Here is a 12,904-nt window from a genome sequence, read left to right on the forward strand (position 1 = left end):
CGCAGGCCAGTGGATCAGATCGCCGCCCAGTCCGAGAACCGGACAGCCGTGGTCTGCGTCGTCGCGGTGGTCTGCTGCGGGGCCGGGGCCGATTGCACGCCCGGCCGGCGGGCGTCGAACTGGCTGGCCTCGAATTGCGAAGCCTGCTGCTGCGCACCCATCTGTTGCGAGTTTTGCATTGTTTGCCTCATGTTGCGCCGCATGGCCTTGGGATAAGGCGGTGTGTTGGGAACTGCGGCGTGGCTCCGAGGTAGAAGACCACAGGCTCTGCGTCAAGATGCCGCAGATGCAAAGCAAACGTTCTCGCAGGGATGTTACAATTTCACCATAGTTTCATGACACCCTTGCGTCTGGCGCAGGGATCCGGGGTTCAGCCACCCGCGGTTCGGGGGGCGGCATCCGCGCCTCGCCCCGGCCGCAGATCGGCAGGCCGCGGCCCCCGGGCAATGCCAGCAGCCGGTCGAGCGCCGCATTGTCCCGCACCAGATCGCCGATCGTCCAATCGTCCATCGCACGGTAAAATGCCTCGATCGCCACGCTCAGCGCATCGCGGAACAGGCAGGCCTCGCTCAGCGGGCAGGTATTCGCCTCCGGGTCGAAGCATTCGGCAAAGGGCAGGGTGGCCTCGAAGGCGCGCAGCACCTCGCCCACGCCGATCTGGTCCATCGGCCGCGCGAGCCGCATCCCACCCGACCGGCCGCGCTGCGTCTCGATGAAGCCCTGCTGCGCCAGCGTGTTCACAACCTGCGCCAGATGGTTTTCCGAGGCGTTGCACAGGTTCGCGATGTCATGCTTGCGCACGATCCTGTCGTTGTTCACGGCACAGAACATCAGGCAGCGCATGGCAAGATTGGTGCGGATCGTCAGTCTCATGGCTACCCCCGGAGTTTCATCCAGCCTAGCGCGCGATTCAGGGGCTGTTATTGACCCAGATCATATCCTGTCGCGGAATCGGGTTTCGATGGCCCGTTTCCGCACCGACGCTTGACGTTTTCGCGGGCGCGGGTCAGTTCTGGCAGAAAGGAGGAGCTGCATGGCACTCGAAGACGCGAAACACCAGATCGACATGGCCTTCACCCGGACCGAGCGGCGGGGCCTCGCCTATGAGAACGCCTTCGGCGGTGCCGTCAGCTTCCTGCGCCGGGCCTATTCCAAGGATCTGGCCGGGGTGGATCTGGCGATCACCGGCGTGCCCTTCGATCAGGCAGTGACGAACCGGCCGGGCACCCGCTTCGGCCCGCGCGCGATCCGCGAGGCCTCGACCCTGCAGGCCTTCGACGCGCCCTACGGCTGGGGCTACGATCCGCTGAGCGAGATGAGCATTGTCGATTACGGCGATCTGGCCTTCGACTACGCCCAGACCTCGGCCTTCCCCGAACGGCTGCAATCCCATATCGCCGGGATTTTGGCGCAAGGCGCGGGGACGATCACCCTGGGCGGCGATCATTCCATCACCTTGCCGATCCTGCGCGCCTATGCGGAAAAGTTCGGCCCCGTCGCGCTGATCCAGTTCGATGCCCATTCCGACACTTGGGCCGACGACGACATGGACCGTATCGACCACGGCACCTTCCTATACAAGGCGGTGAAGACCGGCGTGGTCGATCCCGAGACCTCGGTTTCGGTGGGGATCCGCACCGACAATCCCGATACGCTCGGCATCACCATCCTCGACGCGCCCTTCGTGCATCAGGCGGGGATCGAGGAAACCCTGCGCCGCATCCGCGCGGTGGTGGGGGAACGGCCGACCTATGTCACCTTCGACATCGACTGCCTCGATCCGGCCTTCGCGCCGGGCACGGGCACGCCGGTCTGGGGCGGACTGGCCTCGTGGCAGGCGGCGGCGCTGCTGCGCGGCCTGCGCGGAATCGATCTTGTCGGCGGCGATGTGGTCGAGGTGTCGCCCCCCTACGACACCACCGGCGCCACCGCCATCGCCGGCGCCCATGTCGCGACCGAGCTGATCGCGCTCTACGGCTGGACCCGGCGGGAGGCCCGATGATCCGGTGGCTGTTCGCAGCCCTTGCAGTCGCGATGGCGGCGTTGTGCGGCGCGGCCCTGTGGCTGCGCCTGACGCCGGTTTCGGTGGATGCCTATCACCGGATGGGCACCGAACAGCATGCCGAGGGCGACTGGCGCGACGGTGAGGGGTTCGAGGCCGTGCGCCAGGTCCCCGCGCCGCGCGCCACGCTTCAGGAACTGGTGAAGATCGCCGGCGCCTCGGCCGGCACCACACTTTTGGAAGGCACGGCCGAAGAGGGGCTCGTGACCTTCGTCACCCGCAGCCCCCTTCTCGGCCTGCCCGAGATCACCAACCTGTGGATCGAGGGCAACCGCATCCATCTGCGCGGCCATGCGGCGGTGCTGGACTTTGGTCTGGGCGTCGAGGCCTCGCGCGCCGAGGACCGGATCCGCCAGTGGATGTCCCGCGCCGGGCTGCAATAGGCGCGCCTCAGGACCGAACGATCCGATGGCGGATGGGCCGCAGGGGGCCAGCCCCCTCTTTGCCTGACGGCAAATTCACCCCCGGGATATTTGAGGAAAGATGAAGGAACCCGGATCCTGTCGGAGTCTGGGCTTTCCGAAACCCATGATGCTTTCGTGTTTCCATAAATATCCCGGGGGTGAGGGCCTTTGGCCCGAGGGGGCGGCGCCCCCTGCCGACCGTCCCGCAGGCCTGCACCTTTCGGGTTCTGAACCGCGCGCGAAAACCGACCTGAAAACCTCACATGCCAAAGCATTTCGTCGGAATCGGGGCAATTTCTTGAACCCCCGGGCGCATCGGCCTATGTCGGCCCCCGGCGCCAATGCGCGTCGGCAAGCAGATGGCGATCGGGACGGGGACGATGAAAACGACGATCAAGTATTTCGGGGGCGCCTTCGCCTTCACCTTCGTCGGTCTGATCCTCGCCCTCTGGCTCGGCTGGAGCTTTTCGCAGAATGTCCGGGGGGCGGTGGGCTTCCTGCTGATCGCGGCGATCCTTGCGGTGCTGGAAATCTCGCTGTCGTTCGACAATGCCATCGTCAATGCCAATCGGCTCAAGGACATGAGCCACAAGTGGCAGCGCCGCTTCCTGACCTGGGGGATCGTGATCGCCGTTTTCGGCATGCGCATCATCTTCCCGCTGCTGATCGTCGTGCTGGCCGCCCATATCGACCCGTTGGAGGCGCTGCGCCTTGCCGCAACGCAGCCCGCGGAATATGCGCGGATCATCGGCTCGGCGCATGTTTCAATCGCCGCCTTCGGGGGGGCGTTCCTGATGCTGGTGGCGCTCAGCTATTTCATGGACAGCGACAAGGACGTGGATTGGATCGCCGCGCTGGAGCGGTTCCTGCGCGCCTGCGCGCCGATGCGGGGGATCGAGGTGGGCGTGGTGCTGGGGGTCGTCATGCTGTTCACATGGATCCTGCCGCCGGAGACCGAGAACACCTTCCTGTTCGCCGCCGTTGCGGGGGTGGTGACCTTTCTGGGGGTCGAGGTTCTGGGGCATGTGCTCGATCGCGCCTCGATGGCGGCGGAAGCGGCTAAGGGCGGGGTCGGCGCCTTTCTCTATCTTGAGGTGCTGGATGCCTCGTTCAGTTTTGATGGCGTGATCGGGGCCTTCGCGCTGACGCAGAACCTGTTCCTGATCGCCATCGGGCTGGGTATCGGCGCGATGTATGTGCGGTCCATGACCATCATGCTGGTCGAGCGCAACACCCTTGCCCAGTTCCGCTATCTGGAAAACGGCGCCTTCTGGTCGGTGCTGATCCTGAGCCTCGTGATGTTCGCGCAGACGCTCATCCATGTGCCCGAAGCGGTGACCGGCCTGCTGGGGGCGACGCTGATCGGGCTCGCCTTCATTTCCTCGCTGCGCTACCGCGCCCGGCATCCGCAATAAGGCTGGACAGAAGGCGCGGCTTCGTTAGGTTTTCACGAAACGGCAAGGTTTCCCGGCAAGATTGCAGCAGGCAGTCTGCCGCCTAGCCTGGAGGACGGCGTGATCTCGACTTATCTGCGTTTTTCGGTCTGGGGGGCGTCGGTGCTTTTCGCCATCGCATGCACCGCCGGTATCGTCCTGTCGGGCTGGTTCGTGCCGCTGGCGATGCTGTTCTGGATGCTGACCGCGCTTGGCGTCTACGACATGATGCAAAAGCACCATTCGATCCTGCGCAACTATCCGATCCTCGGCCATCTGCGCTTCATGTTCGAGGAGATCCGCCCCGAGATCCGCCAGTATCTGATCGAAAGCGACGATGACGAGGAACCCTTTTCGCGGGACGAACGGACGCTCGTCTATCAGCGCGCCAAGGGGATCGAGTCGGCGCGCCCCTTCGGCACCCGGATGCGGGTCTATGATTCGGGCTATCAGTGGATCACCCATTCGGTGCGCCCGAAACATATCGCCGACACCGATTTCCGGGTGACGATCGGCGGGCCGGATTGCCTTCAGCCCTATGAGGCGTCGATCTACAACATCTCGGCCATGAGCTTCGGCGCGCTGTCGGCGAATGCGATCCTCGCGCTGAATACCGGCGCGAAGAAGCAGGGCTTTGCCCATGACACCGGCGAGGGCGGCATTTCGCGCTATCACCGGCAGGGCGGTGGCGATCTGATCTATGAGGTGGGATCCGGCTATTTCGGCTGTCGCAACAACGACGGCAGCTTCAGCCCCGAACGTTTCGCGGCACTGTCCGTCGATCCGCAGATCAGGATGATCGAGATAAAGCTGAGCCAGGGGGCGAAGCCCGGCCACGGCGGGATGCTGCCGGCGGCCAAGATTTCGCCCGAGATCGCCGAGGCGCGGGGTGTTCCGATGGGGGTGGATTGCATCTCGCCCGCCGCGCATTCGGCCTTTTCGACGCCGCTGGAAATGATGGCCTTCATCGCGCAGTTGCGCGAATTGTCGGGTGGCAAGCCGGTGGGGTTCAAGCTCTGCATCGGGCACCGGCGTGAATTCATGTGCATGGTCAAGGCGATGCTGGAAACCGGCATCACCCCCGATTTCATCGTCATCGACGGGAAAGAGGGCGGCACCGGCGCCGCGCCGCAGGAATTCGCCAATCACATCGGCATGCCGCTGATCGAGGGGCTGACCTTCGCCCACAACACCCTGCGCGGGGCGGGCATCCGGCACAGGATCCGGCTGGGGGCTTCGGGCAAGCTGATCTCGGCCTTCGATCTGGCCAAGGTCTTCGCGCTTGGGGCGGACTGGGCCAATTCGGCGCGCGGCTTCATGTTCGCGGTCGGCTGCATTCAGGCGCAGTCGTGCCACACCAACCGCTGCCCGACCGGGGTGGCGACGCAGGACAAGATCCGCCAGCGCGCGCTTGTCGTGCCGGACAAGGCGGAACGGGTCGCGAATTTCCACCGCAACACGATGAAGGCTTTGGCGGAGATGACCGGGGCGGCGGGGCTCGACCATCCGGGCAAGTTCATGCCGCAGCATTTCCTGATGCGCGAGAAGGACCGCGACATGGTCGTGGGCGATGAGGTTTACGCCTACATGCCCGTGGGCTTCCTGCTGCGCGAGGAAGAGGACGGCCGTGGCTATCTCAAACGCTGGCGCCGTGCCCGAGCCGAGGCGTTCGAGGCGAATGACGGCGGGATCTGATCCGCCGCGGGTATGAGCAAACAAGGACAGTGGACGCGGGTGGATGGCAGAAAGGGGGCGCCGCCCCCTCTTGGCCTGCGGCCAATTCACCCCCGGGATATTTCAGGAAAGATGATGGAGAAGTAATCGGTCGGGATGGCCTTGAAACATTTGTCGAGACATTTGTCCGTGCCGGAAAATTGGCGTGCGAATATTGAATTGCGCGCTTCAAGGCCGTCCGAACCGCCTCTTTGTCTTTCATCTTTCCTGAAATATCCCGGGGGTGAGCGCGGGACGCGCGAGGGGGCTGGCCCCCTACCTGCCATCCACCTCTTGAAACGCGCGTTTATTCGACCGCCAGGATCATGTTGCGCACGACCGGATAGATCTCGTTCTCCCACCGGCGGCCGTTGAACGTGCCGTAATGGCCGACGTTCGCCTGCATGTGGTGGCGCTTCAGATGCGGGCGCAACGAGGAACACAGGTCATGCGCGGCCGAGGTCTGGCCGAGCCCGCAGATGTCGTCGCGCCCGCCCTCGACCGTCAGGAGCGCGGTGTTGCGGATCGCGCCGGGATCGACAGGCTGCCCGTGCCAGGTGAATTCCCCGCGGGCCAGCTCGGCCTTCTGGAACACCCGGTCGATCGTTTCGAGGTAGAATTCCTCGGTCAGATCCAGCACGGCGAAATATTCGTCGTAGAAATCCTTGATCCGGCGCGCCTCCGCCGCATCGCCGGCGGCAAGGGATTCGAACAGCTTCCGGTGCTGGCTCTGATGCCGCTCCATATTCATCGTCATGAAGGCGGAAAGCTGCACGAAGCCCGGATAGACCCGCCGTCCTGCCCCCGGATAGCGGTAGGGCACGGTGGCGATGACGTTCTGGCGGAACCAGTCGAGCGGCTTTTCATTCGCCAGCGCATTCACCTCGGTCGGGCTTTCGCGCACGTCGATGGGGCCTGCCATCAGCACCATGGAGCGCGGCGTGGCGGGGTTGCGCGCCTCGGACATGACGGCGACGGCGGCCAGCGCCTGCACGCAGGGCTGGCAGACGGCCAGCACATGCGCGCCGGGGCCGATCTCTTCCAGAAAGCGGATCACGTAGTCGATATATTCGTCGACACCGAAGCGCCCCGCCGAAAGCGGCACGTCGCGCGCATTCGTCCAGTCGGTGACGTAAACGTCATGGTCGCGCAGCAGCGTGCGGATCGTGCCGGCCAGAAGCGTGGCGAAGTGACCGGACAGCGGCGCGGTGACCAGAACCTTGGGCTGCGGCGTATCCATATCGCGGCGGAAATGCAGCAGCTTGCCATAGGGCAGGTCGAGCACCACCTCTTCGCGCACCGGGACGTCGCGGTTGTCCACCCGGATGGTGCCGATGCCGAATTTCGGCCGGCTGTGGCCCAGACGGAAGCGGGTGACCATTTCCAGCGCGGCGGCCTGCGGGCGCATCAGCCCGGCGAAGACCCCGTCACCGCGCGGGGTCAGGGACAGGGCCAGATTCGCCGCCGTTCGAAAAGGGGCGAAAAAATCATCAAGACCCTGATAGGCTGCATAAAGCATGATGCGTTTTCCTTTTCTGCCGATTCCGGCTTGGTCCTGCCCGGGTCCACCCTGCGTCAAATCTGCCGAAAGGTGCACGCTGAATCCAGTCGGAGGAGCCATGACACAAGCGACGCTTACAATTTCATCAAAAAACTATTCTTCCTGGTGCCTTCGCGGCTGGTTGTTGTGCAAGATGGCGGGGTTGCCCGTCATTGAAAAGCCGGTCGACCTGCATGACGTCGGGGCAAGGCAGGAATTGCTGCTGCTGTCGCCCTCGGTGCTGGTGCCGCGGCTGACGCATGGGCGGGTGGAGGTCTGGGATACGCTGGCGATCGCCGAATATCTGCACGAGACCTTTCCGAAGGCCGGGCTCTATCCCGCGCATAAGGTCGCACGGGCGCATTGCCGGTCGATCTCGGGCGAGATGCATTCGGGCTTCTACAACCTGCGCTCGGCGCTGCCGATGAACATCCGGTCGCGGCACGAGAGCTTCAAGATCTTTTCGGGTGCGCGGCCGGATGTGGAACGGGTGAAGACGATCTGGCGCGAATGCCTGACCGCCTATGAGGGGCCGTTCCTGTTCGGCGCCAAGCCAAGCGTCGCCGATGCGATGTATGCGCCGGTCTGTTCGCGCTTTCGCACCTATGCGGTGCCGCTCGATCTGCCCTGCGCGGATTATGTGGACCGGATCCTCGACTGGGAACCGATGCGCGAATGGACCCAAAGCGCATTGGAAGAACCCGAGGAAATCCAAGAGCTTGAGGTGGAATTCTGAGAGGGCGCCAGAAGGCGCCCCCTTATGGCATCATCGAGCCGGTTTCGATGTAACGCTGGTGCCAGGACAGCGCCTCGGGCAGGATCCGGGGCGCGTGCAGGCCCCAGCTGTCCCGCATCGCCCGTGCGAAATAATCCTCGAGCAGCGGGCGATAGCTCGGATGGGCGCAGTTCTGGATCAGCGCGGCGGCGCGCTTTTTCGGCGCAAGGCCGCGCAGGTCGGCCAGCCCCTGTTCGGTGACGATCACCTGCACGTCCTGGCTGATGTGGTCGACATGCGCCGCCATCGGCACGATCGCGGAAATCTTGCCGCCCTTCGCGGTCGAGGGTGTCAGGAAGATCGACATGAAGCTGTTGCGCGCGAAATCGCCCGAGCCGCCGATGCCGTTCTGGATCCGCGATCCCATCACATGGGTCGAATTGACGTTGCCGTAGATGTCGGCCTCGATCAGCCCGTTCATCGCGATCACGCCCAGACGGCGCACGAGTTCGGGGTGGTTCGAGATTTCCTGCGGCCGCAGGATCAGCTTGCCGCGATAGGCGCCGGCGTTGGAATTGAACCGCTCGGCCGCATCGGTGGACAGCGAGAAGGCCGTGGCCGAAGCGAGCCGCAGCGCCCCCGCGTCGAGCATGTCGAGCATGCCGTCCTGCACCACCTCGGTATAGGCGGTCATCGGGTCGAAGGGCGCGTCGCACAGCCCCGTCATCACCGCGTTCGGCACATTGCCGACACCCGACTGGATCGGCAGCAGCGAGCGGGGCAGGCGGCCGCGCTTCACCTCGTGCTCCAGAAACTCGATCAGGTGCCCCGCGATCAGGCGGGCGTTTTCATCGGGCGGGGTGAAAGGGGCGTTGCGGTCCGGCGCATCGGTTTCGACGACGGCCACCACCTTCGAGAAATCCACGTCGAAATAGGGCTGGCCGATCCGGTCGTCGGGCCGGATCAGCGGGATCGGCACCCGGTTCGGCGGCAGGCGGGTGCCGTAATAGACATCGTGCATCCCCTCCAGTTCCGCGGATTGCCAGCTGTTCACCTCAAGGATGATCCGGTCGGCACGGTCGAGCCAGGTCTTGTTGTTGCCGATCGAGGCCGAGGGGACCAGTTGCCCGTTCTCGGTGATGCCAGAAATCTCGACCACCGCGACGTCGAGATCGCCGTAGATCCCGCCCCAGACCATCGGGGCGAGCTGGCTCAGGTGCATGTCGACGTAATCCGTCTCGCCCTTGTTGATCCGGTCGCGCAGGAAGGGGTCGGTGTTGAAAGGGGTGCGGAATTCGATCGCATCGGCGCGGGCGAGCACGCCGTCAAGCTCCGGTCCCGTCGAGGCGCCGGTCAGCACCCGGACGCGGAACGGGCGTCCCTCGGCATGTTCGGCCTCGGCGCGGGCGGCAAGCGCCGTGGGCACGGCCTTCGGATATCCGGATCCGGTGAATCCCGACATGCCGACGGTCGCGCCATTGCCGATCATCGCGGCGGCATCCTCGGCGCTGGTCACGAGGGCGGCGAAACCGGAATGGCGGATGCGGGGGTTCAGGGTTGCGGTCAATGTATTGGCTGCGGTTCTGGCTGTGGTCGTCACGCTGATCCTCCCTCTGCGAACGACAGGGCTCACCCTGAAACACGGGTGGAACTGAGGGGAGCGAAACACGCCCGTGACATTTTGTCCATGTGTGGGCAGGTATGCGATGGGTGCATGGATTTGCTCGGGTGACCTGCGACAGACGCATGGCGCGGGCGCCCTCTTGCCGATCGCAGGGATTTCCCGCAAGGAAGGCGGGGGAGGACCTGACATGACGGATACGGGCGGGACATCGGCGCAGGGCCGGTTCGGAATGCGGGCGGCGATGGCGCTCGCGCTGCCGTCGCTGTTCTGGTCGGGCAACTTCATCGTCGCGCGCGCGATGCGGGGCGATCTGCCGCCCATCGCGCTGAGCGTGGCGCGCTGGCTGATCGCGCTGCTGTTCCTGCTGCCCTTTGCGCTGCCGCATCTGCGGCGCGACTGGCGCTGGTATCGGGCGCACTGGAAGCTGGTCGTGGCGATCGGCGTGCCGGGGGTGACGCTGTTCAACACGCTCGCCTATGTCGGGCTGCAATATACCACGGCCTCGAACGGGATGCTGCTGAACTCGACCATCCCGGTGCTGATCCTGATCCTTGGCGCGCTGTTCTGGGGCCGGGCGCTGAAGCTTGCGCAGGTGGCGGGGCTGGCGGTGTCGATCGTGGGGGTGCTGGTCATCATCCTGCATGGCGAATGGGCGCGGCTGGTGGCGCTGGAGTTTTCCATCGGCGATCTGATCATCTTCGGCGCGATGATATGCTGGGCGGTCTATACGCTGCTGATGACCCGCGTGCCGGCGGAGATCAACCGGCTCGGCCTGCTGACGGTGCAGATCGCCATGACGCTGGTGCTGCTGATGCCGGCGCTGGCGGTCGAGGTCGCCTCGGGCCGGGTGCCGGTCTGGACCCCGGGCACGCTGGCGGCAATGGCCTATGTGGGGATCGTGCCCTCGGTTCTGGCGACGCTTCTGTACATGCGGGCGATCTCGCTTGCCGGGCCGGCGCTGGCAGCGCAGTCGATCCACCTGCTGCCGGTCTATGGCGCGGTGCTGTCGACGATTTTTCTGGGCGAGCATCTGCATCTCTACCACGCCATCGGCTTTGCCGCGATTCTTTCCGGGATCGTGATCGCCAGCCGCGCGGGCAAAGGCTAACGTGGGGGTGACCCGGCGTCCGCGCCGCCCTAGATAACGGGGAAAGGAGCCTCACATGATCCCCTATTCGCTTCTCGACCTTTCGCCCATCCCGCGGGGCGGCACCGCGGCCGACGCCTTCCGCAACACCGTATCGCTCGCCCAGCATGCCGAGGGCTGGGGCTACAACCGCTATTGGCTGGCGGAGCATCACAATTCCACCGGCATCGCCTCGGCCGCGACGGCGGTGGTGATCTGCCATGTCGCCGAACATACCAAAACGATCCGGGTGGGCGCTGGCGGCATCATGCTGCCGAACCATGCGCCCCTGCAGGTGGCCGAGCAGTTCGGCACGCTGGAGACGCTGTTTCCGGGGCGGATCGATCTTGGCCTCGGCCGCGCACCGGGCACCGATCAGCTGACCGCGCAGGCGCTGCGGCGCGGTGCGCTGAACGCCGACCGCTTTCCCGAGGATGTGGTCGAGCTGCTGGGCTTCCTCAAGGACGCCGAGCCGGGCCAGCCGGTCCGCGCCGTGCCGGGGCAGGGGACGCATGTGCCCGTGTGGATGCTGGGCTCCTCGCTCTTCGGCGCGCAGCTCGCGGCCTATCTGGGTCTGCCCTATGCCTTCGCCTCGCATTTCGCGCCCGACGCGCTGGATCAGGCGGTCGAGGTCTATCGCGACCGCTTCCGCCCCGGGCAGATCGCGACGCCGCATTTCATGCTGGCGGTGAATCTGTTCGCGGCGGAGACGGAGGCCGAGGCGCATCTGCTGCGCTCGTCCATGCTGCAAAGTTTCGTCAATCTGCGGCGCGGGCAGGCGGGGCCTCTGCCGCCGCCGCTGGCGGATCTGAGCGAGGTCGCCTCGCCGCAGGAAATCGCCATGGCGGAACGGCAGTTGCGGGTGACCGCAGTCGGCGATCCGCAGACCGTCGAGGCGCGCCTACGCGGCTATATCGACACTTACCGCCCCGACGAGGTGATCCTCACGGGCCACATCTTCGACCACGCCGCGCGGCTGCGCAGTTTCGAGATCGGGGCCGAGGCGATGCGGCGGATCGGCGATCAGGCCCCCGCGAAAGGGGCCTGAACCGTCGTCAGGCGTAAAGCTGCGGCACGCCCAGCCGGTCGTGGATGCCGTTGACCTCGGCCGGTTGCAGGCCAAGCGCCCGCGCCAGCCGGTCGAGGTATTGCGCCTCGGCCTGATTGTCGAGGTCGATTGCCATCAGCGACATCATGTAGGCCTGCGATTCCAGCCCGGCGGGCACCAGCTTCGCCAGCCCCTCGGGATCGACCGGGGCCTGCAGTTCGGCCTGCACGAAGGCACGTTCCTCGGCGCTGACATCGCCGAGCTTGTCCATCAGCCTCGCCTGTTCATTGGCGTCGATCTGCCCGTCGGCCTTCGCCGCTTGGATCATCGCCTTGAGCAGCACCGCCGCGGCGAGTTCCTGTTCCGGGGCAGGGGCGGCATCGGGTTCGCCGCCGTTGCGCAAGGCCTGATCCAGCGCCCCGCCAAGCCCGCCGCCCTGACCCGACAGCATGCCGCCCAGAAGGCCGCCAAGCCCGCCCGCCGCACCGGCCGAGGCGAGTTGGCCGAGCACTCCGCCCAGACCGCCGCCCGCGGAGCCTCCGGTCAACTGGCCAAGGATCGCGCCCAGATCCGGCTGGCCGGCGCGGGTCGTGGTGCGCGGCGTGCCGCGCGTGGTCTGCCCGGCGCCGCCAAGCTCGTTCAGCAATTCGCCGATGCTGCCGCCGGCCGTGGCCGTGCCCGCGCCCTTTGCGCGGCCGTTGCCGAGGATCGAGCCCATCATGTCTTCGAGCCCGCCGCCCGCGCCGCGTCCGGTTGCGCCGCCCGTCGCGCCGCCCGTGCCGATTCGGCCCGACTGGCTGCCCTTCGCAAGCGTCGAAACACCCTTCGCGACGGCGACCCCGATCGCCACCTTGGCGAGAGTCTTCATCAGGGACATGGCGCAATCTCCTTTGTTGCAAGGTTGCGGCAGTCTAGCCCTCCGGCCGTCCCGTGCCGAGGGGAAATGCGCGCCGGGGAACGAGTTTTCGCGGCGCGGGCGCGGGTGGGGCGGCGATCTGCGGCAGATGCGGCAAAAGCTGCGATGCGGTCTTGATTTTTCCCCTCCGGGGCAATAGTTAGCGGCCCGATATTGACTCGGGCCGGTGCCGGCCCCCAAACACGAGGCGCCCGCGAATGGCAAAGGCAAAGTTTGAACGGACGAAACCGCACGTCAACATCGGCACGATCGGCCACGTTGACCACGGCAAGACGACGCTGACGGCTGCGATCACGAAGTATTTCGGCGAATTCAAGGCCTAC

The 12,904-nt window shown here is 65.6% G+C and carries 13 protein-coding genes; 8 read left to right on the plus strand and 5 right to left on the minus strand.

Going from position 1 to position 12,904, the window contains the following annotated elements:
* Positions 1-14 precede the first annotated feature (14 nt).
* Both D2T30_RS22995 and D2T30_RS03080 read right to left on the minus strand, forming a co-directional pair.
* Positions 15-179, minus strand: a complete 165-nt coding sequence (locus D2T30_RS22995; protein ID WP_164884186.1) for a hypothetical protein — start codon at positions 177-179, stop codon at positions 15-17.
* Positions 180-333: 154 nt separating this feature from the next.
* Positions 334-873, minus strand: a complete 540-nt coding sequence (locus D2T30_RS03080) for an RrF2 family transcriptional regulator (RefSeq protein ID WP_128207575.1) — start codon at positions 871-873, stop codon at positions 334-336.
* A 160-nt stretch (positions 874-1,033) separates the two neighbouring features.
* Between D2T30_RS03080 and speB the strand changes: the two genes are divergently transcribed.
* From speB to D2T30_RS03100, 4 genes are all read left to right on the plus strand, one after another.
* Positions 1,034-2,002 carry an agmatinase gene (speB, locus tag D2T30_RS03085; RefSeq protein ID WP_128207576.1) on the plus strand — a complete coding sequence of 323 codons (969 nt, stop codon included), beginning with the start codon at positions 1,034-1,036 and terminating at the stop codon, positions 2,000-2,002.
* Positions 1,999-2,445 carry a hypothetical protein gene (locus D2T30_RS03090; protein WP_128207577.1) on the plus strand — a complete coding sequence of 149 codons (447 nt, stop codon included), beginning with the start codon at positions 1,999-2,001 and terminating at the stop codon, positions 2,443-2,445. Before speB ends, D2T30_RS03090 begins: the two co-directional genes overlap by 4 nt.
* Positions 2,446-2,846: 401 nt before the next feature.
* Positions 2,847-3,881 (plus strand): DUF475 domain-containing protein, encoded by a 1,035-nt coding sequence (locus D2T30_RS03095; RefSeq protein ID WP_128207578.1) that lies wholly within the window; start codon positions 2,847-2,849, stop codon positions 3,879-3,881.
* A 99-nt stretch (positions 3,882-3,980) separates the two neighbouring features.
* The gene (locus D2T30_RS03100; protein ID WP_380727685.1) at positions 3,981-5,594 is read left to right on the plus strand and encodes an FMN-binding glutamate synthase family protein; all 1,614 of its coding nucleotides are present in this window, start codon (positions 3,981-3,983) and stop codon (positions 5,592-5,594) included.
* Positions 5,595-5,919: 325 nt separating this feature from the next.
* On the opposite strand, the gene D2T30_RS03105 is transcribed toward D2T30_RS03100, so the two are convergent.
* A complete protein-coding gene (locus tag D2T30_RS03105; RefSeq protein WP_128180715.1) occupies positions 5,920-7,131 on the minus strand; it encodes a polyhydroxyalkanoate depolymerase in 1,212 nt (403 codons plus the stop codon).
* A 100-nt stretch (positions 7,132-7,231) separates the two neighbouring features.
* Here D2T30_RS03105 and D2T30_RS03110 point away from each other — a divergent pair, with 100 nt between their 5' ends.
* A complete protein-coding gene (locus D2T30_RS03110; RefSeq protein WP_128207579.1) occupies positions 7,232-7,888 on the plus strand; it encodes a glutathione S-transferase in 657 nt (218 codons plus the stop codon).
* A gap of 22 nt (positions 7,889-7,910) precedes the next feature.
* On the opposite strand, the gene D2T30_RS03115 is transcribed toward D2T30_RS03110, so the two are convergent.
* The gene (locus D2T30_RS03115; RefSeq protein WP_241651181.1) at positions 7,911-9,467 is read right to left on the minus strand and encodes an acetyl-CoA hydrolase/transferase family protein; all 1,557 of its coding nucleotides are present in this window, start codon (positions 9,465-9,467) and stop codon (positions 7,911-7,913) included.
* A gap of 211 nt (positions 9,468-9,678) precedes the next feature.
* On the opposite strand from D2T30_RS03115, the gene D2T30_RS03120 reads away from it, so the two are divergent.
* Positions 9,679-10,599: a DMT family transporter gene (locus D2T30_RS03120; RefSeq protein WP_241651182.1), complete on the plus strand. Its 921-nt coding sequence runs from the start codon at positions 9,679-9,681 to the stop codon at positions 10,597-10,599.
* A 55-nt stretch (positions 10,600-10,654) separates the two neighbouring features.
* The gene (locus D2T30_RS03125; RefSeq protein ID WP_128207581.1) at positions 10,655-11,665 is read left to right on the plus strand and encodes an LLM class flavin-dependent oxidoreductase; all 1,011 of its coding nucleotides are present in this window, start codon (positions 10,655-10,657) and stop codon (positions 11,663-11,665) included.
* Between the two features lie 7 nt (positions 11,666-11,672).
* Here D2T30_RS03125 and D2T30_RS03130 read toward each other — a convergent pair whose 3' ends face one another.
* The gene (locus D2T30_RS03130) at positions 11,673-12,542 is read right to left on the minus strand and encodes a DUF533 domain-containing protein (RefSeq protein WP_128207582.1); all 870 of its coding nucleotides are present in this window, start codon (positions 12,540-12,542) and stop codon (positions 11,673-11,675) included.
* A gap of 236 nt (positions 12,543-12,778) precedes the next feature.
* On the opposite strand from D2T30_RS03130, the gene D2T30_RS03135 reads away from it, so the two are divergent.
* The coding region (locus D2T30_RS03135; protein ID WP_231555447.1) for a GTP-binding protein at positions 12,779-12,904 on the plus strand (126 nt) is incomplete at its 3' end.

The organism is Paenirhodobacter populi, from assembly GCF_004022215.1.
In the GTDB taxonomy this organism is placed as follows: domain Bacteria; phylum Pseudomonadota; class Alphaproteobacteria; order Rhodobacterales; family Rhodobacteraceae; genus Rhodobacter; species Rhodobacter populi.

Excerpts from the sequence above, each read along its gene's own strand:
- D2T30_RS03125 (WP_128207581.1), top strand. The coding sequence starts at position 10,655 with ATGATCCCCTATTCGCTTCTCGACCTTTCGCCCATCCCGCGGGGCGGC.
- D2T30_RS03090 (WP_128207577.1), top strand. The coding sequence starts at position 1,999 with ATGATCCGGTGGCTGTTCGCAGCCCTTGCAGTCGCGATGGCGGCGTTG.
- D2T30_RS03120 (WP_241651182.1), top strand. The coding sequence starts at position 9,679 with ATGACGGATACGGGCGGGACATCGGCGCAGGGCCGGTTCGGAATGCGG.
- D2T30_RS03080 (WP_128207575.1), bottom strand. The coding sequence starts at position 873 with ATGAGACTGACGATCCGCACCAATCTTGCCATGCGCTGCCTGATGTTC.
- D2T30_RS03095 (WP_128207578.1), top strand. The coding sequence starts at position 2,847 with ATGAAAACGACGATCAAGTATTTCGGGGGCGCCTTCGCCTTCACCTTC.
- D2T30_RS03130 (WP_128207582.1), bottom strand. The coding sequence starts at position 12,542 with ATGTCCCTGATGAAGACTCTCGCCAAGGTGGCGATCGGGGTCGCCGTC.
- D2T30_RS03105 (WP_128180715.1), bottom strand. The coding sequence starts at position 7,131 with ATGCTTTATGCAGCCTATCAGGGTCTTGATGATTTTTTCGCCCCTTTT.
- speB (WP_128207576.1), top strand. The coding sequence starts at position 1,034 with ATGGCACTCGAAGACGCGAAACACCAGATCGACATGGCCTTCACCCGG.
- D2T30_RS03110 (WP_128207579.1), top strand. The coding sequence starts at position 7,232 with ATGACACAAGCGACGCTTACAATTTCATCAAAAAACTATTCTTCCTGG.
- D2T30_RS22995 (WP_164884186.1), bottom strand. The coding sequence starts at position 179 with ATGCAAAACTCGCAACAGATGGGTGCGCAGCAGCAGGCTTCGCAATTC.